Raw genomic sequence first — 22,395 nt, 5'->3', positions numbered from 1 at the left:
TTTGCCATCTACGCTTCTTCATATGCAACAAAGCCGAAGATACTTTAAACAATAAAACATAGCTTATTGAAGATACCGAAGCTATGGAGCGAGCAACTGCGCTATTTCAACTACTACCACTAATCAATAAATCTTAATAGGGGAAAAACATTATGAAAACGTCAAAACTGACATTAGTATGTGACATAGAGGATTTTTACATGAGACAATAACCGAGAATCAGTGTTAGCACGACTACTATCAAAGACCCCTGAGCAGCTAAAACTATACTGCAAACTGCTCGATAATGAGAAAAGACAAAATCTTTATCAAAAGGTGCTGAAGGAAATGCGTAAAAACCCAGAAGTGAGTCAGTTGAAGAAGCTGAACGAAATAGCTGCTGTTATAGAAGAGGCCATTGAAGAGGGAAGAAAGTGAGGTTATTAATTAATATATATAAGATATTAGCATAATTATGAATGCCCTCATGAGAGAGAATGAGCAGTGCATATAGGAATTTATACAGGTTTTGCAGTTAATAAAAAAAATAATGTTTGTGTCTGTAGAATGGAATAGTTTTATTAATTTAGTGAGGTCATTATGACAAAAAAATATGTTGAAAAAAGGGATAATGTTAAAGAAACGTCTGATCAAAGTACAAAATATCTAAATGGCAAACCCATAGATACTAGTATTGCAGGCAAAACACCTTTACATTCAGCTGCTGAAAAAGGTAATTTGTATCTAACCGCACATCTTCTTCTAAGTGAAGGAGCTGACTTAAATGCTCAAGATGAAGGTGGTTGGACTCCTTTGCATTATGCTGCCTTTTCAGGAAACATTGATGTGGTAAGATTTTTAATAGATCAGGGTGCTGATTATAATATTACTGACAATGAAGGTACTCCCGTATATTATGCATTTCAATATGGCCATGTTAGAATAGTCAAATATTTTGTAGAAGAAAAGGGTATTGATCCTATGGCACCAATTAATGAATATGGCAGTACTTTATTTGGTGAAGCTATTGTAGGTGGTGATTTGGATACTATAGAATATCTGATGAGCCGAAAAGATGTCACTTATGACTGCAATGATCTATTGGAAATAGCGATATTAAATGGCCACTTGGACGTTGTTGAATATTTGGTAGGGGAGAAAGGAGTTGATGTAAATTTTGTGGGAGAAAACGGCTGGACACCTTTACTTAATGCTGTTGAGCGAGATAATGTTGAAGTAGTAGAATACCTAATAGAGAAAGGAGCTTATGTCAATGCTACAACAGAAGATGGCACCACTGGATTACATATAGCTGCTGAACATTGTAACTTTGACATGGTCAAATGTCTTGTAATAAATGGGGCAAATATAAATGCCAGAGACAAGAGTGATAATACACCGCTATATTTGGCTACTCAAGATAGTGAATATCAAGATAAAGATATTAAAGAGGACGTGAAGGAGTACCTTATCAGTCGTGGTGCACATATTTAGAGAAAGAAGAAACCTCTTTTCTCCTATTTCTAGTGTAAGGTAGGAGAGTTAATAGAATCTTAGAGCCTGTCTTCAAACTCAAGAATGAGCTAATTTGTGAAGCATAATAGTGATCATATTAAAGAAGATGTTGTTTTTTGAAGTGAGAGGAGAATGCTCATAATCCTTACTCATACGTCTAAAATTGGAGAGCCAAGCAAAGGTTCTCTCAACAATCCAACGTTTGGGAATAACCTGAAATCCTGTATCAACTATTTTCTTGGTAATCGTCAATAAACATCCAGTTTCCAATAAGCAGCGGTTTTGCAATTTACCTGTGTATCCTTGATCAGCAAAAAACTTATGTAATGTTGGAGCTTTGCATTTGGCTTGAACAAAAAGATTTAGTGCACCATCAAGATCCTGAATGCTTGCACTTTGTACTTCAGCAGCAATTACAAGACCTACAGTATCTACAACGATGTGGCGCTTTCTACCCTTTACTTTCTTGCCAGCATCATATCCTCTGGATCCCCTTTTTGAGTAGTTTTTACTGATTGGCTATCTATTATTCCCACTGATGGAGTTTCATTCTTACCAATTATCTCTCTTACTTTTTTAACTAGAAAATCATGAATCTCTTGCCATATTCCACTTTTTTTCAATCGCTAATTACAACTATACACTGTTTTCCATGGTGGAAAATCTTTAGGCAGTTGTCTCCATTGACATCCTGTTCTCATCATATAGCGGATTGCGTTAATAATTGTTCTAATACTATGTTTTCTTGGTCTACCGGTCTTTTTAGGTTCAAAATATAGCTCTATTATCTTCCATTCTTTGTCACTTATATCGCTTGGGTACATTTAAAATATATCTTATAACACACTTCTTAACTCCTTTCTACTTAGTTTGAAGACAGGCTCTTAGAGTGGATAGGTGGCAGGTTGGTACTTCTTTGAGGCACTTTCTGCTCTTACATGGAGTGTAGGAAGAAGACCTCGTGACCCAGATTCTGCCACCGGTGAGGCTCAGTCACCTTTTTGATAGCCTGAAGATGGCTTTATGTTTCCTGTTTCTCTTTTCCTTTTCCTTTTCCTCTATAAATATATTGTTTTTATATTCAGTTTAAATATTTCACTAATTCTTTTTATCGTCATTGTTTTTTCATCAATTGCTTTGAGAACTCGTTCTCTGAGGTCTTCACTATATGGGCTTGGCATTTTTCATCTCTTTAATATGCCATTATAACCTATTCTATCCTTCAGGTAAACCTTTCTTGGGTTAGCTATAGCAGTGGGAATAGTAGTTGGAGCTTGTTGTCTGGTTGCTGCTGCAATCATATACTATTGTAATAGACCTTCAAATTCACTTGAAAATAGCAAGGTCCAAGGGTTTTCTGGAAACCATGAACAACCTACTCTGTAAAATTCACAAGACCTATTAAAATATTTTTTTACTTTTCATCGTATATTTCTCAACATATTATCTTTAAATACTAAAATAATTAACAATATGGCATTATTAATAGTTGAATCACCTGCGAAAGCAAAGACAATAGGCAAATATTTAAGTAAAGAGTTCAAAGTAGCTGCATCCTTTGGACATGTGAGGGATCTTCCAGCAAAAAACGGTTCTGTCGATCCGGATAATGATTTTGCTATAAAGTATGAAACCATTGAAAAAGCAGAAAAGTATATAAAAGAGTTAGTAAAAGCAGCGAGTAAAGCATCAGATATATATCTTGCAACAGACCCAGACAGAGAAGGGGAAGCAATGGCTTGGCATGTGATAGAGACATTAAAAGAAAAGAAAGCAATCAGTAATGAAAACAACATTTATAGAGTAGTCTTTAATGAGATAACAAAGAGAGCAGTTCAAGAAGCAATAAAGAATCCACGTGAAATTAATATGGACTTAGTGCGCGCACAGCAAACACGCAGAGCTTTGGATTATCTAGTTGGATTTAGTTTGTCACCACTGTTATGGAAGAAATTGTCGGGGAGCAAGTCTGCAGGGCGAGTGCAGTCTGTTGCATTAAAGCTTATATGCGAACGAGAAGATGAAATCAGTAAGTTTATAACACAGGAGTATTGGAGCATAAAGGCAGAAATGCAAAATAGCAAAGATGAGGCTTTTTTTGCTATGCTAAGCCACTATGACAATAAAAAGCTGGAAAAATTTGATATTAAGAATGAAGAAGAGGCAAAGAACTTAGTCAGGGAGATTGAATTAAGGCAATATGCTGTAAGCACAGTAGAACGCAAGCAAGTTAAGAGAAACCCACTTCCTCCATTTATTACTTCAAGTCTTCAGCAAGATGCAGTGAATAAGCTGTATTTTAACGTGAAAAATGTTATGCGCATAGCGCAAAATTTATATGAAGGTATCGATATTGGTGGTGAAACTGTAGGGTTGATAACTTACATGCGTACAGATGGGTTTCATATTGCAGATGAGGCTATAAACTCAATTAGAGGGTCAATTAAGTCGTTATATGGTGATAAATATTTACCACAGTCTCCTCGTAAATATGTAAAAAAGGTCAAAAATGCTCAAGAAGCACATGAAGCAATTCGTCCAACTGATATCAATAGAACGCCGGGTAGTGTTAAGGATTACTTAACGCCAGAGCAATTTAAATTGTACGATTTAATCTGGAAAAGAACCATTGCAAGTCAAATGGAATCGGCGATTCTTGATCAAGTGGTAGTTGAAATTAGTTCTACTGATCAGAAAGTGATTCTGCGAGCAAGTGGATCAAGTATATTCTTTGATGGTTTTTATAAAGTCTATCAAGATAACATGGAAGCCGAAAATGAAGGCCTGCTACCTGCCATGAAGGAAGGGGAAGCGTGTAAGCTGATTTCAGTTGAGCCAAAACAGCATTTCACTCAACCGCCACCTCGTTATAGTGAAGCAAGTATCGTTAAAAAAATGGAAGAAATCGGTATAGGCCGTCCATCAACTTATGCGACAATTATTTCGGTATTGCAGGATCGTGAGTATGTTACACTGGATAATAAAAGATTTATTCCAAGCAGTCGTGGTAAGATCGTTACTATATTTTTAGAAACTTTTTTTCAGCGTTGTGTAGAGTATGATTTCACAGCACAAATGGAAGAAAAGCTTGATTTAATCTCAAATGGACATGCAGATTGGAAAAAAGAATTGAGCCACTTTTGGGTGCCATTTTTTGGTCATGTAAATTCTGTCAAGCAAATGACGCATGATGAAGTTTTCAGCGGCATTCACGATTTGGTAATCGATTGGTTTTGTTCAGAAGAAGGAAAAAAAGAGGTGAATACGAAATGTCCTATTTGCTCTGATGGCATATTGAAATTGAATTTTGGAAAAGCGGGAGTATTTCTTGGATGTTCTAACTACCCTGCATGCAGCCATACAAAAGAAATTACAGGTAGTAATGACAACTCAGAATATCCAAAAAGTTTGGGTATAGACGATGTGACAGGGCAAGAGGTGATGATCAAAAAAGGCCCTTTTGGGCTTTACCTGGAGTTCAATAACGAATCGAAAAAGAAAAAAACGATTTCCATACCAAAAGATATAAATGTTAATGACATTGATCTAAATACCGCTACTCAGTTGCTCTCCTTGCCAAAAATAATTGGAGAACACCCAGAAACTGGAAAGGAAGTAAAAATAGGCCTTGGACGATTTGGGTACTATATTTTTTATGATGGTAGATATTTTTCTCTTAAAAAAAGCTCTAAAGAGGTGCTGAATACAGAATTGAGCGAAGTTGTACAAATTATTGCAAACAGTCCACGCAAAGAGTTAAAGTCTCTCGGGGTTAATGAAAAAGGAAAAGAAGTCTTTATCTGCAAAGGAAGGTACGGGTTCTATATAAAATGCGATAGAACAAACGTTGCTTTGGGTAAGAATGCAGATATTGAAAGCATAGATTTGAAGAAGGCTTTAGAGTTGATTAAGAATAAAAAGTAGACTTTTGTTGAAATATTAGGTAAAATTGAAATATATTTGACAATGCTTAGGAAGAATGGCAATAGAATTTAATAGATATATCCGAGGTAAAACTTTAGATTTACATGAGTTGGATAACGTAGATACAACCGAGTTATTAGACTTTATTAAACAAAAAATGGAAATCAAAGTGCTTAATCTTGGTAGGAACAGTATTAACGATGAATATGAAGAAGAATTACTAGAACGAGGTATTGTAATAATAGAAGATTGCAATGAAGAAGAGTTAGCCAATGATTTAAAAGATGATTTAAAAAATAGTTTGGGAAGTTATTTAGAAAGTGGTTTAAAAGATGATTTAGAGAATGATTTAGAAAGATGCAATACTAGCAATAAAAGTGGAAATGTAAATCAGGTATCAAACTCGCAAGAAAAACTTAAAAGTAGTGGCAAACACTATAAGTATTATGGCAAAGCAGTTGGTTTAGTTGCAGCATATTGTTTAGGAGCTGCTGCTTTAACTCCTGTTGGCGTCTCTGTTGCAGTGTTTATTGCATCTGCTGTGGTTGGCGCGTTACTCGGAGCTGGGGTGGGTTATGCTGTGAGTACATATCTTGAAAACACTGAAGTTAAAAATATGCAACCTCACAAGAGTTATTGAAGATCTGTATTAAATACTAGCACAGGGGCTTTCTTCTATAGCTAACACAAGACTATTTCAAGACCTCGTCATCCCGCTGCTTGTTAGCGGCTGAGATACTGCGGCGGTATGACGTAGAGAGATCTTACTTATTATAGCTATAACACTGAAGTTTACAATCAGAACAAACCACTTGGCCACGTGGAACTGACTTCAGCTTGTCCGTTGAAACTTGATTTGAGCAGAATATACATTTTATTGTGTTGCTTGGAGTAAGTGAGTTATCAACAGTAATTCTATCATCAAAAACAAAACACTCACCTTCCCAATTACCATTTTTATTATAAGTTTTTTCAAGGTAAGAAAGAATGCCGCCTTTCAGGTGGTACACATCGTTAAATCCAAGATTTTTCATGTACGCTGTTGATTTTTCGCATCTAATCCCACCAGTGCAGTACATAGCTACTTTCAGGTCTTTACTCTCAGAGAAAGACTTTGCCCACTCAGGAAAATCGCGAAAACGCTGAGTATGTGGATTGATTGCATTTTTAAACTTGCCTAATTTCACTTCATACTCATTTCGTGTATCTATTACTAAAACGTCAGGTTGAGAAGTAAAATCATCCCAATGCTCTGGATCAACATATTTACCCTTAAGGGAAATATCAAGATTGTCTACACCAAGATTCACAATCTCTCTTTTTAATTTTACCTTCATCTTGCTAAATGGTTGATATTCTGCTGCACTCTCTTTCCATGTAAGGTCTCTTAGCCTATAATCAGAACGTAGAAAATCGAATATTTTATCAATCGCGTTTCTTTCACCAGATACGGTTGCATTAATACCCTCTTCTGCAAGGAGTATAGTACCCTTTAATTCAATGTTATCGCATGCGGTTTTTATTTCGTCTTTCATGTCATAATAATTAGAGAGTTCTACAAAGTGATAGAAAGTTGCAATGACGAAGCTCATGATTATTCACTTATCAACTAAAAACATGATATACAAAATTATAAAGATATTCAATAGTACGGCTGTTAATTACTGGATATCTTCAGTTTTTACATATAACATTTTAATATCAAATATAGATCCAAATTAATGTTTTTGAGAGTATTTAAAAATATATTCTTATTTTTAGTAAGTATATTATTCGTCTGTCCTATACTATCGTTAATATCGATTCTATTTACAGAATCAGCAAATTCTGGATGGGTAATCAGCACACTTTTCCCTGAATATATACTGAGTACGCTAATTTTGATGATAGGAGTGGGGGGGATATCCTTCATATTTGGAGTGATTCCAGCATGGCTCACCACATTTTTTTCATTTCCTGGAAGTAAAATTTTTGAGATTGCTTTGTTCTTTCCGATATCGATTCCTGGATATATAGTAGCGTTCGTCTATGTAAATACACTAGAATTTTCAGGTCCGGTGCAGAGCTCATTAAGAGACATTTTAGAGTGGAGCAAAGGTGACTATTGGTTTCCTGAAATAAAATCCCTAGGTGGTGGAATATTAGTAATGGGATTTAGTTTATATCCATACGTTTATATGCTAGTCCGCTCAAGTCTAAAGAATGTTAGTAACTCAGTCACTATTGCGTCAACACTTGGGTTCTCCTCATTACAGAGCCTGTTTTCTGTCATCATACCTTCCATACGTCCATCAATTATAGCTGGGTTGTCCTTGGTACTAATGGAGGTAATTACGGATTTCGGCACACCACAGTTTCTTGCTATCGATACTTTTACGACAGGAATATATCGCACCTGGTTTTTACTGCATGATAAATATTCAACTACTGTTTTAGCAGTTGCAGAATTGATTTTCGTTGCAACACTAATAGCTATCGAAAAGAAACTACAAAAAAAAGGAATATCTTACTCTTCAATCAACACTAATGCAGATTATTACAACAAACGGAGTGTAAGTGGCACTATACCATTGATCTTTGCTTATCTTATGTGTGTATTGCCGATATTAATAGGTTTTATTTTGCCAATGATTCCGCTCATATATTGGAGCATAGAGAAGGGGTTTTTCATATACGAAGCAAGGTTCTATAATATAATAGCAAATAGCGTTAGTTTATCATTTATCACCGCATTAATCTCAATTAGCATTGCAATAATGATTGGGTATACGGCGCGTAAAAGTAAGGTAATCAATAATGTAGCACGTCTCATTTCTTTAGGCTACGCAATTCCAAATGCAATTATCGCAATTAGCATAATAATATTTTTAAGCAGAATATCTTCTTTCATTACTCAATATATTGTGGAAATTAGCTTGGTAGGAACTATTGGCGCATTAGTTTACTCATATTTATTTCGTTTTTTTGCTATATCTTTCAAGGCGGTAGAATCAGGGCTCAAAAAAACACCAAATGAAATTGAGTGGACTGCATATACCATGGGTCATGGGACTATTTCCACATGTTTGAATGTTCATATCCCTCTCATCAAGAAGAGTATATTATCGGGATTTTTGCTCGTATTTATGGATATTATCAAGGAGCTCACAGCAACACTCATTATAAGACCATTTAATTTTGAAACTATATCAACTAGAATATATGAACTTGTAAGCGATGAGCGCTATAGAGAAGCTGCCCCATTTTCGTTGATAATAGTTATAATAGGCTTAATCTCTACAATAACCTTATTTACACTTGATGATAAGGATAAAAAATAAACGTAACCGTTCACAGATTTCCACTTAATTCTTCAATCTCACTAATAGAAAGATGCCGTCTTGTAAGTCAACAAGAAAATTATAAAAATTGAATCTTAAGCTGTATTGTAAAGTCAAAAAACACTTCCTATTCATATTCTGTGTAGTGGTATACAGATTATAGTTAATGTATATGTTGATGAGTAAATTTCTGTTGTTTTGTATATATGAAATTAATTTACTTATCAACATATACACTAACCAACTACATTAAATAAATTTCTATAAGATACCATTTTACATAAGATAGAAAGGAAGCATTTTTGATTCTAAAGTACTAAACCGTCCTCCAACATCTTTGCTCTGTAGTTTTTGATATGGTTAGGATTAAAAGCACTTTTAGATTTTATAGCCAACCGAAGTAAGATTTCCCCGAGAGCTGAAAGACAAAATCAATAGCCGAATTAATATTGGGCCAAAAGCTTGGCAGCACTTTTCTTATGGCATGCTTAATGGCAAACCAGAACTTCTCAATCGGATTTAAATCCGGTGAGTATGGCGGCAAGAACAAAATTTTACACCCAACATTTTCTATCAAATTTTTCGTTCTTGCAGATTTATGAAAGCTTGCATTATCGAGAACAATAGTCTGTCCAGGTTTTAATATAGGAACAAGTATATTTTCTACATAAGCATCAAAAATCTCGCTGTTGCAGTAGCCCTCAATTACCCAGGAAGCTTTAACTTTTCCCTCATTTAGTGCTCCTATTATGCTTACCCTCTTTCTTTTAAACCCTGGTTTATCGGCAAATAACCTCTTGCCTTTTTGAGACCACCCATATTCATAAAATCTGTTGTCTTCTACTCCAGAGTCATCTATGAATATCAAGTTTTCTTTTTCTATTCCTTCTATTTTTTTTATGAACTCCTTGCGTTTCTCTTCATTCCTTTCCTGATAAAGAAAAGTTTTTTTTATATGTATAGTTTACTTTTTTAAGATAATTGTAGACTGTGCCTTTGCACATGTTGCCAAATTTTTCAATTATTTTTTCAACCGTAATATCTCGGTTTTCATCCAGAAATTTGACAAAGCCATCTAAGTATTTAATTTTATGACTATGTCCCTTTTGGTAGCCTGAAGACGGTTTTATACTTCCTGTTTCTTCTCTTCTTTTCCTCCACCAGTATATAGTTTTTCTATCAATTTTGAACATCTTGCTTACTTCTTCCATAGTCATTTTTTTCTCGTCAACCACTTTTAAAACTCGTTCCCTCAGGTCCTCACTATATGGCTTTGCCATCATTCTACCTTAATTAAAGCAGTATTATACCTTTTTACACTCCTTTGAGGAAACCTTATTTCGGTTAGCTATAACATGATACCACCTCAAAAACCTTCTAGAACCTTTGAATATGAGCCAATAACTATGTACGCTGAGGTGAGCAACAATGTAATACCACCTCAAAAACCTCCTAGAACTTTTGAGTATGAGTTAAAGAGTACTGGCCATGGTAATTTTCTTTTAAAAGAGTCTATTTACGCTGAGGTGTATGACACTAAGGTTAGTAACTCATTAGGGGAGTTGAACGTATCAGAAAAATCTATTTATGCTGAAATATATGATTCACATAAAAAATCTACTGAAAATTCATCATTGGACGATAGTGGTTATTTGAGTATATCAGAAGAACCTATTTATTGCACTATAGATGATCTTTCAGAACAAAAAAGCCTGCTAGCCTAAAACAGAAAGAGCCAGAACAATCGTCAGAACCTATTTATGCTAGGGTAGATTTGTCCAAGAAAAGAGCAGAAAAAAAAGCAAAAGATATAAAAGCCAATTCTGGAACTTACCATGGGTTAGTGCAGGATAAAGTGAATGATTGGCAAGAGCAAGTGAAGCTAAGTGCTAATAAGCTGATAAGTCAGCAACAGACTAATGATCAAAAAATTAAGACCAAGGCTGGCTTTAGTGTAGAAGAAATAAAGCAGAAATATGAGCGTAGAGATTCTGGCTACGATTCTGGCTATGATTACGATACAAAAGTTGAACAACAATTAGAATTAGGATCTAAAACTCCTAAATCTGAAATAAATTCAGTGAATATTAAATATGGAATAGAGAAAGACGTTTACGCCATAAAATAATTGACTTTATGTGCATAATCAATATAACTTGAGTTAATTCGCATTGACTCTTTCGTCTAGTGGTTAGGACACCACCCTTTCACGGTGGTAACACGGGTTCAAATCCCGTAAGAGTCACTCAAGTAGAATATAATTAAAGTTTTGAATGGGAAAAATTAGGCTTTATTTTGAAGAAGCTTTATCACAAGGCGTGAGTTTAGCACTTAATCCACAACAAAGTCACTATATTTGCAATGTAATGCGGCTTAAGAAGTATGATAATCTCTCTCTTTTTAATGGAAAGGATGGAGAATGGTTAGGAGAAGTAGTTAATATATCGCGTAAATTAACAAAAGTTACACTCAAAGAATGCACTAAACAACAGCAATATGAGGAAAATTTATACTTATATTGTGCCATGGTAAAAAGTGGTGCTTTAGGCAACATAGTAAGACAGGCAACTGAAATGGGAGTAACCTGCATTCAATTTATTTCAACGGAACGTACAGTAGTAAAAAACATTAACCTAAGTAGAGCAAAATTACAGGCAATCGAAGCTGCGGAACAATCCGGTAGGATGAGTATACCAGAGATTTTGCCTCCTATTAACTTTTGTGAGTTACCTGATTCCCAGAGTAAAAATTTTGTTTTATGTGATGAAACAGGTAAAGCTGATGAAGTGCTGAAAGGTAAGAAAAATGTTGCTATTATTGTTGGCCCTGAAGGTGGTTTTTCATCTTATGAACTTGATCTTGCCGATAAGTTTTGTCAAAAATTGAGTCTAGGAAAAAGAATTTTAAGGGTCGATACTGCTGTGGTTGCTGCACTAACTTTCACCAATTGGTGTAGCTAGATTTTTAAATATGGCTAAGGTTTGGGCCATAGAGAAATCTGATTCAGTGTTGCACGCGCTAACTGTACAAACTCTATAGGCCGCCTGCGAAGCAGTTTGCTACTAAAGAGGAGCTAATAAAAAACATATTCTAAAATAATATTAAATCTTATATTATATTTTTTCTAAAATAAACAAATGAATCTTGCATTTTGCCTGAGTTATTGATACTCTGAGTAAAGAAGTCGGGGCGTAGCGCAGCCTGGTAGCGCATTTGGTTTGGGACCAAAGGGCCGGGAGTTCAAATCTCTCCGCCCCGATGCTAGCAGAAGTTTTAACGCTTTTAATAGTTAGAGCTTTTAAAGGCATTTCGTTCATATTGCAGTTTAACGCTCAAGTTTATAAAATAATTGACAATGTCAATTTTTTAATTTATAAATAAATTTTGAAATGATTACCGAAGGAGGTATAGAGTTTGATTGAAGTATCAGTCCATTATGGTGATGTAGACAGAGCTTTTCCAGTATTGAAAAAAACAATTCAAAAGGAAGGAAGAGGGTTGAAAATGAAAAAACAATATCATGAAAAAAAATCAGAAAAAAGAGCTAAAAAGAAAGCTGAAGCGAGAAAAAAGAGGCACCAGCAAGAATGCAGAAGGCAGCGTTACGGTTGGTAATTTTTTAATAGTTTATCATTGGTTGTTTTATGAATATTCACGAATATCAAGCAAAAGAGATTTTGCATAAATTTAATGTCCCGGTGCCAAAAGGTTTTGTCACTATATCTGCAGAAGGAGTAAAGACTCAAGTAAGTCAATTAAAATCTGACGTGTTTGTGGTTAAAGCTCAAATTCATGCAGGTGGTAGGGGTAAAGCCGGTGGCGTAAAGCTAGCAAAGTCAGCTGAAGAAGCTCAACAGTTTGTAAAAGACATGATTGGTATGACTTTAGTTACTCATCAAACAGGGCCAAGCGGGCAGCAAGTAAGAAGAGTATATATTGAAGAAGGCTCAAGCATTAAGAAAGAGTATTACTTAAGCCTGGTAATTGACCCGAAGCTCAGTAGGCCAATATTCATATTTTCCTCAGAAGGTGGAATGGACATCGAAGAAGTGGCGAAAAATTCTCCCGCAAAAATTGTGAAATTTGATATTGATCTTGCTACAAGTTTTGATAGCAGCAAGTTAAGCAGCAGTTTTAATTTGAGTTCAGAACAAATAGAAAAAATAACAAATGTTGCAAAAAATATATATGATGCGTTTATTGCAACTGATGCGAGCCAAATTGAAATTAATCCACTGGTTGAAACAAGTTCTGGAGATTTTATTGCGCTCGATGCGAAAATTAATTTCGATGACAATGCTTTATATCGTCACCCAGAAATTATGGAACTTCGTGATTATGATGAAGAAGTGAAAGAAGAGATAGAGGCTTCAAAGTATGGGCTCAGTTACATCAAAATGGATGGCAGTATTGGTTGCATGGTAAATGGTGCAGGCCTTGCTATGGCAACAATGGATATAATAAAATACTACGGAGCAGAGCCTGCTAACTTTTTGGATGTTGGTGGTGGAGCGAGTAAAGAAACTGTAACTGAAGCATTTAAAATCATATTGTCTGATAGCAACGTAAGAGGAATTTTGGTTAACATATTTGGTGGTATAATGCGTTGCGATATTATCGCAAGTGGAATTGTTGCGGCTGTAAAAGAAATGAGCATTAAAGTTCCTCTAGTGGTTAGATTATCAGGTACTAATTTTGAAGAAGGAAAAAAAATTTTAGAAGAGTCGGGATTAAATATTATTGCTGCAGATGAGCTAGATGAAGCTGCGCAAAAGATAGTAAAAGAGGTAAAATAAAGCATGTCCATTTTAGTAAATAAAGATACAAGATTAATATGCCAGGGTTTTACTGGTGCACAAGGTACGTTTCATTCAGAGCAAGCTATTGACTACGGGACGAAAATGGTTGGCGGTGTAACTCCTGGAAAGGGTGGTAGCACTCACCTTAATTTACCGGTTTTTAATACTGTAGCAGAAGCTAGAGAAAAAACTGATGCGAATGCTACGGTAATATATGTACCTGCTAAATTTGCTGCTGCTGCAATACTTGAAGCAATAGATGCAAAAATAGAATTGATAGTTTGTATTACAGAGGGCATTCCTATACTTGATATGGTGAAAGTTAAGCGCGCGCTTGTTGATTCAAAAAGTCGATTGGTTGGTCCCAACTGCCCGGGAATTATTACGCCTGAAGAGTGCAAAATAGGAATTATGCCTGGCCATATCCATAAGCGTGGACACATAGGAATTATGTCTCGCTCCGGAACTTTAACTTACGAGGCAGTAGCACAAACAACCGCTGTTGGTCTTGGTCAATCCACGTGTATCGGAATTGGGGGGGATCCAGTTCATGGTATGACATTTGTCGACTGTATGGAGCTCTTTTTAAAAGATGACGATACTCATGGTATTGTAGTTATTGGTGAAATAGGTGGAAACGAAGAAGAAGATGTATCACATTTTGTGAAAACAGAAAAAACTAAAAAGCCAATCGTTGGTTTTGTAGCAGGTCAAACAGCACCTCCAGGAAGACGTATGGGACACGCTGGAGCAATCATCTCTTCCAGTGGTGGAAGTGCTGGTGCAAAACTAGAAGTTATGCGGAGCGCCGGGATTGCAATTGCTGAAACCCCTGCAGTGATTGGTAAGAAGGTATTGGAAGTAATGCATTAGTGCCTAATCTAAAACGCAGCTGTACGAACGTTGTGATTTGAGGAGCAGTTTCTGCTAGAAAGGGTGTCACTCAAGTAGCTGACACTGGTTCACTCTATAATGGTGTCATCCGAGTAGCTTGACTACTTGGATCCAGGAAAGTTTGCTTGTAAGCAAGCAAACTGATTTGGTGAGTATAAAAGTATAGCTAACGCTGACTCTACGTCATACCGCGATTCATTCGCGGTATCTCATCCGCTAACACGTAGCGGGATACTTGACCTTATACAATTATTTTTCTGATAAAAACAGGCAAATCTGCTGGGCACATTTATCAAGAGATTTTGAAAGATTAGCCCATAGTTGGAACATTGAGGTCAAAATTCTCGGCTGTTATTTGAGAGATGTTGCTGTTGAGTTGTTTGCACTAAAAAAAGCTTTACTAAAAAATGAGATAGATGTTTTTAGATTTGCCAGACGTGCCAGAAAATTGCGAAAACGTACACGGTATTACTTGAAGCCACTTACCTGAAGCAATTGGAGCTTCCCGAGTTGCGAAAAACATTTTGAAATCTGAGAGCCTGTCTTCAAACTAAGTAGAAAGGAGTTAAGAAGTGTGTTATAAGATATATTTTAAATGTACCCAAGCGATATAAGTGACAAAGAATGGAAGATAATAGAGCTATATTTTGAACCTAAAAAGACCGGTAGACCAAGAAAACATAGTATTAGAACAATTATTAACGCAATCCGCTATATGATGAGAACAGGATGTCAATGGAGACAACTGCCTAAAGATTTTCCACCATGGAAAACAGTGTATAGTTGTAATTAGCGATTGAAAAAAAGTGGAATATGGCAAGAGATTCATGATTTTCTAGTTAAAAAAGTAAGAGAGATAATTGGTAAGAATGAAACTCCATCAGTGGGAATAATAGATAGCCAATCAGTAAAAACTACTCAAAAAGGGGATCCAGAGGATATGATGCTGGCAAGAAAGTAAAGGGTAGAAAGCGCCACATCGTTGTAGATACTGTAGGTCTTGTAATTGCTGCTGAAGTACAAAGTGCAAGCATTCAGGATCGTGATGGTGCACTAAATCTTTTTGTTCAAGCCAAATGCAAAGCTCCAACATTACATAAGTTTTTTGCTGATCAAGGATACACAGGTAAATTGCAAAACCTCTGCTTATTGGAAACTGGATGTTTATTGACGATTACCAAGAAAATAGTTGATACAGGATTTCAGGTTATTCCCAAACGTTGGATTGTTGAGAGAACCTTTGCTTGGCTCTCCAATTTTAGACGTATGAGTAAGGATTATGAGCATTCTCCTCTCACTTCAAAAAACAACATCTTCTTTAATATGATCACTATTATGCTTCACAAATTAGCTCATTCTTGAGTTTGAAGACAGGCTCTAATGATGAAAAATTACGAAAAACGCGAATTCTGGATTAAGGAAGGAAGAAAGTATAGGAAATAGAAGGCTTTGTGGATTTGATGGAATAGGAAATGAGAGTAGAAAAGATATGAACCAAAAAATTAACAGGGGATCTATGGCGAGTGTGTTCAATTTCTAGTCTATTTTTTAGGTAACCAAAAACAGTCTCCTTTTTTCACGTTGGTAACAAGTTTCAAACCTCGGTCAAACAGCTTCTGAAAAAGCTCTTTTGCAATATAACCTTTGTCACCAAACAAAAGACCGATTAATTTTTCCGTCAGATTTGGCACAGGTATCCTATCATCAACATTGCCTTTTGTTAGCGTAAGTGCATGAATTTCAACATTTTCATTGATTACCATATGTAATTTGAAACCAAAAAACCAGCCGTAAGTGCTCTTGCTTAATTTTGCAATTCCAGCAAAAACTTTGTTTTTGGATATTCTTTTTGCATGACAAACTGCAATGGGAGTTGTGTCTATATATGAAATTCCAGTGTTTTCTGACTGTCCACAAAGCCAATGCAACAACATTGCTAAATGCCACAAAACCCTAGGCTTTAGAGCAACAAACCTGGTATATGAAGGTAACTTTGGAAACTCTGATTTGTAGAGCAACGTTAGGTAATGTAGATAGAAAGTTTTACACGGAGATTGTTGATATAGCAGGATTATTGTCATGATTTCGGAGTGCTCAATTTCCGTTGTTCTTGTGGGGTTTTTACCATTTGGCAGTAGTTTATCTGCAAAATTTTTCTCTATATCTCTGCAAAAATCATCGACCAAACAAAACAGTTTTGTTATATCTTCCATGGGTAACCTCATCTATTTTTTTATCACTGCTGAGTTTACCCTGTTTTCTTGCCTTTTCTATTCTCCTTTAATCCAGAATTCACGTTTGCAGATTTATGAAAGCTTGCATTATCGAGAACAATAGTCTGTCCAGGTTTTAATATAGGAACAAGTATATTTTCTACATAAGCATCAAAAATCTCGCTGTTGCAGTAGCCCTCAATTACCCAGGAAGCTTTAACTTTTCCCTCATTTAGTGCTCCTATTATGCTTACCCTCTTTCTTTTAAACCCTGGTTTATCGGCAAATAACCTCTTGCCTTTTTGAGACCACCCATATTCATAAAATCTGTTGTCTTCTACTCCAGAGTCATCTATGAATATCAAGTTTTCTTTTTCTATTCCTTCTATTTTTTTTATGAACTCCTTGCGTTTCTCTTCATTCCTTTCCTGATAAAGAAAAGTTTTTTTTATATGTATAGTTTACTTTTTTAAGATAATTGTAGACTGTGCCTTTGCACATGTTGCCAAATTTTTCAATTATTTTTTCAACCGTAATATCTCGGTTTTCATCCAGAAATTTGACAAAGCCATCTAAGTACTTAATTTTATGACTATGTCCCTTTTGGTAGCCTGAAGACGGTTTTATACTTCCTGTTTCTTCTCTTCTTTTCCTCCACCAGTATATAGTTTTTCTATCAATTTTGAACATCTTGCTTACTTCTTCCATAGTCATTTTTTTCTCGTCAACCACTTTTAAAACTCGTTCCCTCAGGTCCTCACTATATGGCTTTGCCATCATTCTACCTTAATTAAAGCAGTATTATACCTTTTTACACTCCTTTGAGGAAACCTTATTTCGGTTAGCTATAGCAGCAATAAGAGATCCAAGTCAGCCACTGAGGAGAAAAGGAGGGGAAGAAAGAAGCACAAGTGATCTTTCCACGATGTTGCTTAAAACGCGGATAAAAAATGAGATGGAGCGGGGAAGACTGCTTGAGGCAAAAGCAAAAGCTGAAATTGGTGAACTTATCTCAGTAGAAGAAGTAAAGACAGAAGCATTTAATGTGGCAAGAGTAGTAAGAAATAATCTCCTCAATATACCAGACAGAGTATCAGCATTACTGGCATCGATGAACGACACAGAGAAGATCCATGAGACACTGACTGAGGAAATCAGAACAACATTGGAAGGATTGGTGGAAAGTGGGGATAACATACAACTTTAAATTACTGAAAAAGTTTTTTTTGCCGTATTAGTTTAGCGAGCTTAATTCTTATATTGATTGTAATAATAATTTTAAGTAAGGCATCAGCAGATGTAGATAGAGAATACCTTTTACGCTGAAAGACATAAAAGTGCAAAAGTTGAGGCAGATAGCGTTATAATGTGCAAAAGAACTATAGATGTTAATGGTAAAATAAAATTACTGATATTTACTATATTTTAATAAATGTAACGTAATAAACGCAGCATAATAATCAATTTTGGATCAAATATAATGGACAGTCGAGAATTCGGGCTCATGCAGTTCACTGGAAGAATACCATTGAGAGCAAATAGTGGCAATCCACCTCCGCCTAGAACAGCAGAAAAGGATAGGGTAAATATTTTACGGTCTATTGAACCACCAAAGCCACCACGTATCAATGGTACCTCATATGAAGACACATTTGAAGAGGCATTAGATGATGAAACGGAATTAAGTAGCGATGAGTCAATACAAACCATTTGTCCGAGTACAGAAGATCAAAGTAAAAAATCTTCAAAAAGGAGTTTAGAAGGTGATAGTGGAATAGATAATAGAAGTGCAGAGGTGACAAGGTCAAATTCTCAAGTAACAGAAACGAGTGAGTTTTACGGTAGTCAAGAATGGGAGGATATACCATTAAATCATGATAGTCCAGTTATACTTTCAACTAGCTCAACAGAAAAAAGTGATGGAGAAGTAAATTCAGAAACTCCATTAATTAAAACAGAAAAGAAAACAAATAGAATTTTGCCGAGAGTAAAGTATGCAGTGCAGCAGAAAGGATTTATAATTTTCAGTGTCACTGCTCTTGCACTTAGCACATCTGCAGCTTTAGTATATTTACAGGATAAAGCGCAATTTATTGCGTTTTTTGCAAACAACCCTTTCTATATAACTATACCAATTATTGCAATTGCTTCATCACTTACAATTAGTCCGATACTTTGTGCAGTAAAGCAATTTAAAAGTACTGAAGAATGTCAAATACAGGGAAAAGATGCGAATGAAGCTTTGAATAAAGTGTTGGAGTACCAGCGAAAGGATAAAGTGATAAAATCAGTAAGACTGGAATACAGCAACGGTACTCATTCAAATTTTACACTTAACGCTTGGAAAAGTGAAAAAAACTTCATTAACATTGATGAAAAAGTAATTAGTAGAAGGAATAAAGTAGAAGCAGTAATTAAAGATAGGCCAATATTTACAGTGTTATTGACAGCAGCAGTAGCTACAAATATAGCACTTCCATTAGGACTACTTGCAATAGGTGGAGTTAATAACGTAAAAATATTTTATCAAAATCCTTTAAGTAATAATATAGGATTATCATTACTAATAGGCTCGAGTATGGCTGCATTACTAATTGTATGCCTTGGAGTACATTACTACAGAAAAACAAATTGTACTAACCTTGTATATTCTGAAGAAAGGATTGAGCCTGAAAAGGTTAATGAGAAATTCATTAAAGAAATCAAAGAAGAAAGGACAAAAGTGCTTGAAGAAAATCACGGCAAGGAAGCTAAGTGTAGCAGTTTAACGCTAAAGCAAGTAGTGGTTGAATCTCACAATTGTAAGGATGCTGTGTATAGTATTGGTTAACAGAGCCAACAAAGAGGTTTCTGTACTGTAACAGCTATAAAAGAAGTCTACTGTAACATCTTTTAATCAAAGTTCACTTTTATACTTGTTATTGGGAAACTTCGATACATGGGCAAAAAGTGCTATTACCGATGAGATTTAGTATTAGCCGTAAAAAATAGAAAATGACAGCAGATGATATATAGTAGTAGTTTCTATGCAGGATTAAAGCCAGATCCACCGCTAAAAGTATCGGAGTGGGCAGATAAGAATCGTCAACTTTCAACGATAGCAGCATCAGAGCCAGGGAAATGGAGAACAAAGAGGACGCCGTACCTTAAGGAGATAATGGATTCACTTTCTCCGTCCTCACCAGCAGAAAAAGTAGTATTCATGAAAGGAGCGCAGATTGGTGGAACAGAAGCTGGTAACAATTGGATTGGCTACATCATAGATCAGACTCCTGGTCCAATGCTGGTAGTACAGCCAACAGTTGAAATGGGAAAACGTTGGTCCAAGGGAAGATTTGCGCCACTGATTGAAGATACGCCATGTTTAAGGAGTAAAATAAAAGATCCAAGGTCGAGAGATTCAGGGAACACTGTACAAAGTAAGGAATTTCCTGGAGGAACGGTAGTAGTAACAGGTGCAAACAGTCCAGTGGGTCTGCGTTCAATGCCGGTAAAATATCTTTTTCTTGATGAAGTAGATGCGTATCCAGGGGATTCAGGAGGAGAAGGAGATCCAGTTTTACTCAGTATAGCCCGAACTAATACTTTTACACGGAGAAAAATATTCTTGGTTTCAACGCCAACGGTACATGGAATAAGTAGAATAGAGAGGGAATTTGAGAGTTCAGACAAACGTTACTTTTTTGTCCCTTGTCCACATTGTGATCACTATCAGGTACTGAAATGGCCACAGATAAAGTGGAAAGAGAAGAACCCAGCAACAGCCCACTACGTTTGCATAGAGTGTAGGGGAGAAATAAAAAATCATCAGAAAACAGAGATGCTAGCTAGAGGTGAATGGAGAGCTACAGGTGAAGGGGCAAAAGAAGGGGGAAAAATAGGATTCCACCTTTCAAGCTTGTATAGCCCAGTAGGCTGGTATAGCTGGACTCAAGCAGTAGAAGATTTTCTTCATGCAAAAGAAAGTGAACAATTACTAAAAGTTTGGATCAACACAACGCTTGGAGAAACCTGGGTAGATAAGGGAGAAGTACCAGACTGGAAGCAATTATTTAACAGGAGAGAATTCTTTCCTGTAGGCACAGTACCTAGGAGAGAAGTAGTACTTACTGCAGGAGTAGATGTCCAAAAAGATCGTCTAGAGGTGGAAGTTGTAGCCTGGGGAAAAAGCCGTGAAAATTGGTCAATAGACTACCGAGTATTTGAAGGAGATACAGGAGGTGGAGAAGTATGGAAAAAGCTTTCGGAGCTTCTGAGTCATCATTTTATCGGTAAAAATGGGCTTGAATATATGATAAGTATGATGGCAGTTGATGTAGGATATGCAACACAGGAAGTATACAACTGGGTAAGAGGTCACCAAGGCTCTGGGAGAGTAATGGCAGTAAAAGGGGCAAACAAAGCGCTAGTGCCACTGAGCAGCCCAAGTAGAGTAGATGTAACAGTTGGAGGGCAAAAGCTGAAAAGAGGAATAAAGCTCTGGCCAGTAGGAGTATCGATATTAAAGTCAGAGCTTTTTCAATTACTTAATATTTTAAAAGAAGAAGAGGGAAAAGCTCTACCTGGATACTGTCATTTTCCAGAGTATCCACCTGAATATTTTAAGCAGCTAACGGCAGAGCAATTAGTCAGCAAAGTGGTAAAAGGATACACCAAACAAGAATGGCAAAAGGTAAGAGAAAGAAATGAAGTGCTAGATTGCCGAATTTACGCAAGAGCAGCATCTATTGCACTTGGAATCGATCGTTGGCCAGAGAGTAAATGGAATAGTTTGAGTGGAAAAATGGAAAGCAAAAAGCCTAAAAAAGTGAGACAAAGCAGATGGTTGAATGAGAAGTGAAATGTACAATCAAGAATATTTAATTCAAGTTGAACAAGCAATAAAGAAGCTTCAGAGTGGCGAAAGAGTAGTATCAATTGCATATGGTGATCATGTTGTGAGATATGCTGAAGTTCAGATAAATGACCTGCTGAATCTACGGCAACGTATTAAGGCTGAGCTAAAAGTTGCAGGTGTGAAGCCAAAGAGGAAAATTGTTTTTTCAACGAGCAAGGGGATTGACAAAATTATGTAAAAATGTTATAGTTTACAGTTGATATCTTACAGTGAATAATATGGCTCAAAGTCAAGGAAGGCTTAATGTTAATGTAAATTTTGAGGGGGAATTTGCTCAGTACCTTACAGAAATGGCGAAAGTTCAAAATAGAACTATAGAAGAAGTTGTAAAGGACCTAGTAGAAGAAGAAATTGAAGCAAGTAAATTATCTGAAGAAGATGATGAAATAGATGAAGTAGATATAGAGTTAGCTAAGCTTTCTCTTGAGCGTGATGCTAGAGGTGATGAAGAAATTAGAAGTGAGGATGTAGACTGGAATAGAATATTATCTGCAAAAACAGTCTAAAAGTGGAGATACAAGCTGGGATACGATATTATCTATTCAAAAAGAGTTCTTGAGGAAGACTTTCTTGCATTACCACCAACGATAAGATCTAGAGTGAGAAGAGCTGTAGATAGTCGTCTTGCAACCAACCCTAAAGCAATAGGTAAAGCATTATCGCATGAATTCAAAGGGTATTTTAGGATACGAGTAAGTGATTATCGTGTAATTTATAGGATAAATTACTCAAAACACACAGTAACTATTACTGCAATGGGACATCGGAAGGACATTTATGAACGCAGCCCAGAATAAGCGTTGGTATTTGTGCAAGAGCCTCATGCATAATTTATAAAGTGTTAACAGCCAGAC

General features: G+C 36.1%; 28 protein-coding genes, 2 tRNA genes and 3 pseudogenes. 23 read left to right on the top strand and 10 right to left on the bottom strand.

Translation table 11 applies throughout. The features are described from left to right. Positions 1-222 precede the first annotated feature (222 nt). On the top strand, positions 223-417 hold the full coding sequence (locus ACFELZ_RS06975) for a hypothetical protein (protein ID WP_375316006.1): 195 nt from the start codon (positions 223-225) through the stop codon (positions 415-417). 162 nt (positions 418-579) lie between these two features. Continuing rightward, the gene (locus ACFELZ_RS06970; RefSeq protein WP_375316005.1) at positions 580-1,473 is read left to right on the top strand and encodes an ankyrin repeat domain-containing protein; all 894 of its coding nucleotides are present in this window, start codon (positions 580-582) and stop codon (positions 1,471-1,473) included. Between the two features lie 78 nt (positions 1,474-1,551). Here ACFELZ_RS06970 and ACFELZ_RS06965 read toward each other — a convergent pair whose 3' ends face one another. The 4 genes from ACFELZ_RS06965 to ACFELZ_RS06950 all read right to left on the bottom strand — a co-directional run bounded on the left by ACFELZ_RS06965 (position 1,552) and on the right by ACFELZ_RS06950 (position 2,675). Continuing rightward, positions 1,552-1,935 carry a transposase gene (locus ACFELZ_RS06965; RefSeq protein ID WP_375316657.1) on the bottom strand — a complete coding sequence of 128 codons (384 nt, stop codon included), beginning with the start codon at positions 1,933-1,935 and terminating at the stop codon, positions 1,552-1,554. A 17-nt stretch (positions 1,936-1,952) separates the two neighbouring features. Then, entirely contained in the window at positions 1,953-2,117 is a 165-nt protein-coding gene (locus ACFELZ_RS06960) for a hypothetical protein (protein WP_375315781.1), read from the bottom strand. A 3-nt stretch (positions 2,118-2,120) separates the two neighbouring features. After that, positions 2,121-2,318: a transposase gene (locus tag ACFELZ_RS06955; RefSeq protein ID WP_375315805.1), complete on the bottom strand. Its 198-nt coding sequence runs from the start codon at positions 2,316-2,318 to the stop codon at positions 2,121-2,123. Between the two features lie 234 nt (positions 2,319-2,552). Next, positions 2,553-2,675, bottom strand: coding sequence for a hypothetical protein (locus ACFELZ_RS06950; RefSeq protein WP_375316004.1), 123 nt, complete (start codon positions 2,673-2,675; stop codon positions 2,553-2,555). A gap of 292 nt (positions 2,676-2,967) precedes the next feature. On the opposite strand from ACFELZ_RS06950, the gene topA reads away from it, so the two are divergent. Both topA and ACFELZ_RS06940 read left to right on the top strand, forming a co-directional pair. After that, positions 2,968-5,418 carry a type I DNA topoisomerase gene (gene topA / locus ACFELZ_RS06945; protein ID WP_375316003.1) on the top strand — a complete coding sequence of 817 codons (2,451 nt, stop codon included), beginning with the start codon at positions 2,968-2,970 and terminating at the stop codon, positions 5,416-5,418. 55 nt (positions 5,419-5,473) lie between these two features. After that, positions 5,474-6,058: a hypothetical protein gene (locus ACFELZ_RS06940; protein WP_375316002.1), complete on the top strand. Its 585-nt coding sequence runs from the start codon at positions 5,474-5,476 to the stop codon at positions 6,056-6,058. 124 nt (positions 6,059-6,182) lie between these two features. Here ACFELZ_RS06940 and ACFELZ_RS06935 read toward each other — a convergent pair whose 3' ends face one another. After that, positions 6,183-7,010: a rhodanese-related sulfurtransferase gene (locus tag ACFELZ_RS06935; protein WP_375316001.1), complete on the bottom strand. Its 828-nt coding sequence runs from the start codon at positions 7,008-7,010 to the stop codon at positions 6,183-6,185. Positions 7,011-7,139: 129 nt separating this feature from the next. Between ACFELZ_RS06935 and ACFELZ_RS06930 the strand changes: the two genes are divergently transcribed. Then, entirely contained in the window at positions 7,140-8,738 is a 1,599-nt protein-coding gene (locus tag ACFELZ_RS06930; protein ID WP_375316000.1) for an ABC transporter permease, read from the top strand. A gap of 385 nt (positions 8,739-9,123) precedes the next feature. Here ACFELZ_RS06930 and ACFELZ_RS06925 read toward each other — a convergent pair whose 3' ends face one another. Together ACFELZ_RS06925 and ACFELZ_RS06920 are read right to left on the bottom strand one after the other, a co-directional pair. Then, the gene (locus tag ACFELZ_RS06925; protein ID WP_375316661.1) at positions 9,124-9,639 is read right to left on the bottom strand and encodes an IS630 family transposase; all 516 of its coding nucleotides are present in this window, start codon (positions 9,637-9,639) and stop codon (positions 9,124-9,126) included. A gap of 19 nt (positions 9,640-9,658) precedes the next feature. After that, positions 9,659-10,021 carry a helix-turn-helix domain-containing protein gene (locus tag ACFELZ_RS06920; RefSeq protein ID WP_375315796.1) on the bottom strand — a complete coding sequence of 121 codons (363 nt, stop codon included), beginning with the start codon at positions 10,019-10,021 and terminating at the stop codon, positions 9,659-9,661. 72 nt (positions 10,022-10,093) lie between these two features. Here ACFELZ_RS06920 and ACFELZ_RS06915 point away from each other — a divergent pair, with 72 nt between their 5' ends. From ACFELZ_RS06915 to ACFELZ_RS06860, 12 genes and pseudogenes are all read left to right on the top strand, one after another. After that, positions 10,094-10,462 carry a hypothetical protein gene (locus tag ACFELZ_RS06915; RefSeq protein ID WP_375315999.1) on the top strand — a complete coding sequence of 123 codons (369 nt, stop codon included), beginning with the start codon at positions 10,094-10,096 and terminating at the stop codon, positions 10,460-10,462. A 50-nt stretch (positions 10,463-10,512) separates the two neighbouring features. Beyond that, complete coding sequence (locus ACFELZ_RS06910) at positions 10,513-10,866, top strand: hypothetical protein (protein ID WP_375315998.1); 354 nt, start codon at positions 10,513-10,515, stop codon at positions 10,864-10,866. Between the two features lie 45 nt (positions 10,867-10,911). Beyond that, positions 10,912-10,983, top strand: a tRNA-Glu gene (locus ACFELZ_RS06905). A gap of 28 nt (positions 10,984-11,011) precedes the next feature. Further along, positions 11,012-11,698, top strand: a complete 687-nt coding sequence (locus ACFELZ_RS06900; RefSeq protein WP_265033076.1) for a 16S rRNA (uracil(1498)-N(3))-methyltransferase — start codon at positions 11,012-11,014, stop codon at positions 11,696-11,698. Between the two features lie 225 nt (positions 11,699-11,923). Further along, positions 11,924-11,997: transfer RNA gene (locus ACFELZ_RS06895), tRNA-Pro, on the top strand. Positions 11,998-12,152: 155 nt separating this feature from the next. Then, a complete protein-coding gene (gene rpsU, locus ACFELZ_RS06890) occupies positions 12,153-12,353 on the top strand; it encodes a 30S ribosomal protein S21 (protein WP_341812223.1) in 201 nt (66 codons plus the stop codon). A 29-nt stretch (positions 12,354-12,382) separates the two neighbouring features. Beyond that, the gene (gene sucC, locus ACFELZ_RS06885) at positions 12,383-13,534 is read left to right on the top strand and encodes an ADP-forming succinate--CoA ligase subunit beta (RefSeq protein ID WP_374698239.1); all 1,152 of its coding nucleotides are present in this window, start codon (positions 12,383-12,385) and stop codon (positions 13,532-13,534) included. 3 nt (positions 13,535-13,537) lie between these two features. Continuing rightward, positions 13,538-14,410 carry a succinate--CoA ligase subunit alpha gene (gene sucD, locus ACFELZ_RS06880; protein WP_375315997.1) on the top strand — a complete coding sequence of 291 codons (873 nt, stop codon included), beginning with the start codon at positions 13,538-13,540 and terminating at the stop codon, positions 14,408-14,410. 265 nt (positions 14,411-14,675) lie between these two features. Next, positions 14,676-14,973, top strand: a pseudogene (locus ACFELZ_RS06875) (IS66 family transposase); the annotation flags it as partial. Between the two features lie 53 nt (positions 14,974-15,026). Further along, a complete protein-coding gene (locus ACFELZ_RS06870) occupies positions 15,027-15,224 on the top strand; it encodes a transposase (RefSeq protein ID WP_375315805.1) in 198 nt (65 codons plus the stop codon). Positions 15,225-15,227: 3 nt separating this feature from the next. After that, positions 15,228-15,392 (top strand): hypothetical protein, encoded by a 165-nt coding sequence (locus ACFELZ_RS06865; RefSeq protein ID WP_375315781.1) that lies wholly within the window; start codon positions 15,228-15,230, stop codon positions 15,390-15,392. After that, positions 15,335-15,793, top strand: coding sequence for a transposase (locus ACFELZ_RS06860; protein WP_375316623.1), 459 nt, complete (start codon positions 15,335-15,337; stop codon positions 15,791-15,793). The genes ACFELZ_RS06865 and ACFELZ_RS06860 overlap by 58 nt, the downstream gene beginning before the upstream one ends. 52 nt (positions 15,794-15,845) lie before the next feature. Here the strand turns inward: ACFELZ_RS06860 and ACFELZ_RS06855 are convergent. From ACFELZ_RS06855 to ACFELZ_RS06845, 3 genes and pseudogenes are all read right to left on the bottom strand, one after another. Beyond that, a pseudogene (locus tag ACFELZ_RS06855) lies at positions 15,846-16,644 on the bottom strand (IS982 family transposase). 35 nt (positions 16,645-16,679) lie between these two features. Next, the gene (locus ACFELZ_RS06850) at positions 16,680-17,009 is read right to left on the bottom strand and encodes a transposase (protein WP_375315996.1); all 330 of its coding nucleotides are present in this window, start codon (positions 17,007-17,009) and stop codon (positions 16,680-16,682) included. Between the two features lie 52 nt (positions 17,010-17,061). Next, positions 17,062-17,424, bottom strand: coding sequence for a helix-turn-helix domain-containing protein (locus tag ACFELZ_RS06845; protein ID WP_375315796.1), 363 nt, complete (start codon positions 17,422-17,424; stop codon positions 17,062-17,064). A 64-nt stretch (positions 17,425-17,488) separates the two neighbouring features. On the opposite strand from ACFELZ_RS06845, the pseudogene ACFELZ_RS06840 reads away from it, so the two are divergent. The 6 genes and pseudogenes from ACFELZ_RS06840 to ACFELZ_RS06815 form a co-directional block, all read left to right on the top strand. After that, positions 17,489-17,851, top strand: a pseudogene (locus ACFELZ_RS06840) (hypothetical protein); the annotation flags it as partial. A gap of 297 nt (positions 17,852-18,148) precedes the next feature. Beyond that, positions 18,149-19,474: a hypothetical protein gene (locus ACFELZ_RS06835; protein ID WP_375315995.1), complete on the top strand. Its 1,326-nt coding sequence runs from the start codon at positions 18,149-18,151 to the stop codon at positions 19,472-19,474. 174 nt (positions 19,475-19,648) lie between these two features. Beyond that, positions 19,649-21,484: a phage terminase large subunit family protein gene (locus ACFELZ_RS06830; RefSeq protein WP_375315994.1), complete on the top strand. Its 1,836-nt coding sequence runs from the start codon at positions 19,649-19,651 to the stop codon at positions 21,482-21,484. Between the two features lies 1 nt (position 21,485). Next, a complete protein-coding gene (locus ACFELZ_RS06825; RefSeq protein ID WP_375315993.1) occupies positions 21,486-21,719 on the top strand; it encodes a hypothetical protein in 234 nt (77 codons plus the stop codon). Between the two features lie 40 nt (positions 21,720-21,759). Beyond that, positions 21,760-22,047, top strand: coding sequence for a hypothetical protein (locus ACFELZ_RS06820; RefSeq protein ID WP_341814282.1), 288 nt, complete (start codon positions 21,760-21,762; stop codon positions 22,045-22,047). Positions 22,048-22,140: 93 nt separating this feature from the next. Continuing rightward, positions 22,141-22,338 carry a type II toxin-antitoxin system RelE family toxin gene (locus tag ACFELZ_RS06815; protein WP_237350101.1) on the top strand — a complete coding sequence of 66 codons (198 nt, stop codon included), beginning with the start codon at positions 22,141-22,143 and terminating at the stop codon, positions 22,336-22,338. Positions 22,339-22,395: the final 57 nt, after the last annotated feature.

The sequence above is a fragment of the Wolbachia endosymbiont (group A) of Colletes cunicularius genome (assembly GCF_964264715.1).
Classification (GTDB): domain Bacteria; phylum Pseudomonadota; class Alphaproteobacteria; order Rickettsiales; family Anaplasmataceae; genus Wolbachia.
The sequence above is the reverse complement of the archived record's forward strand: the minus strand, read 5'-3'. Positions and strand labels throughout refer to the sequence as shown.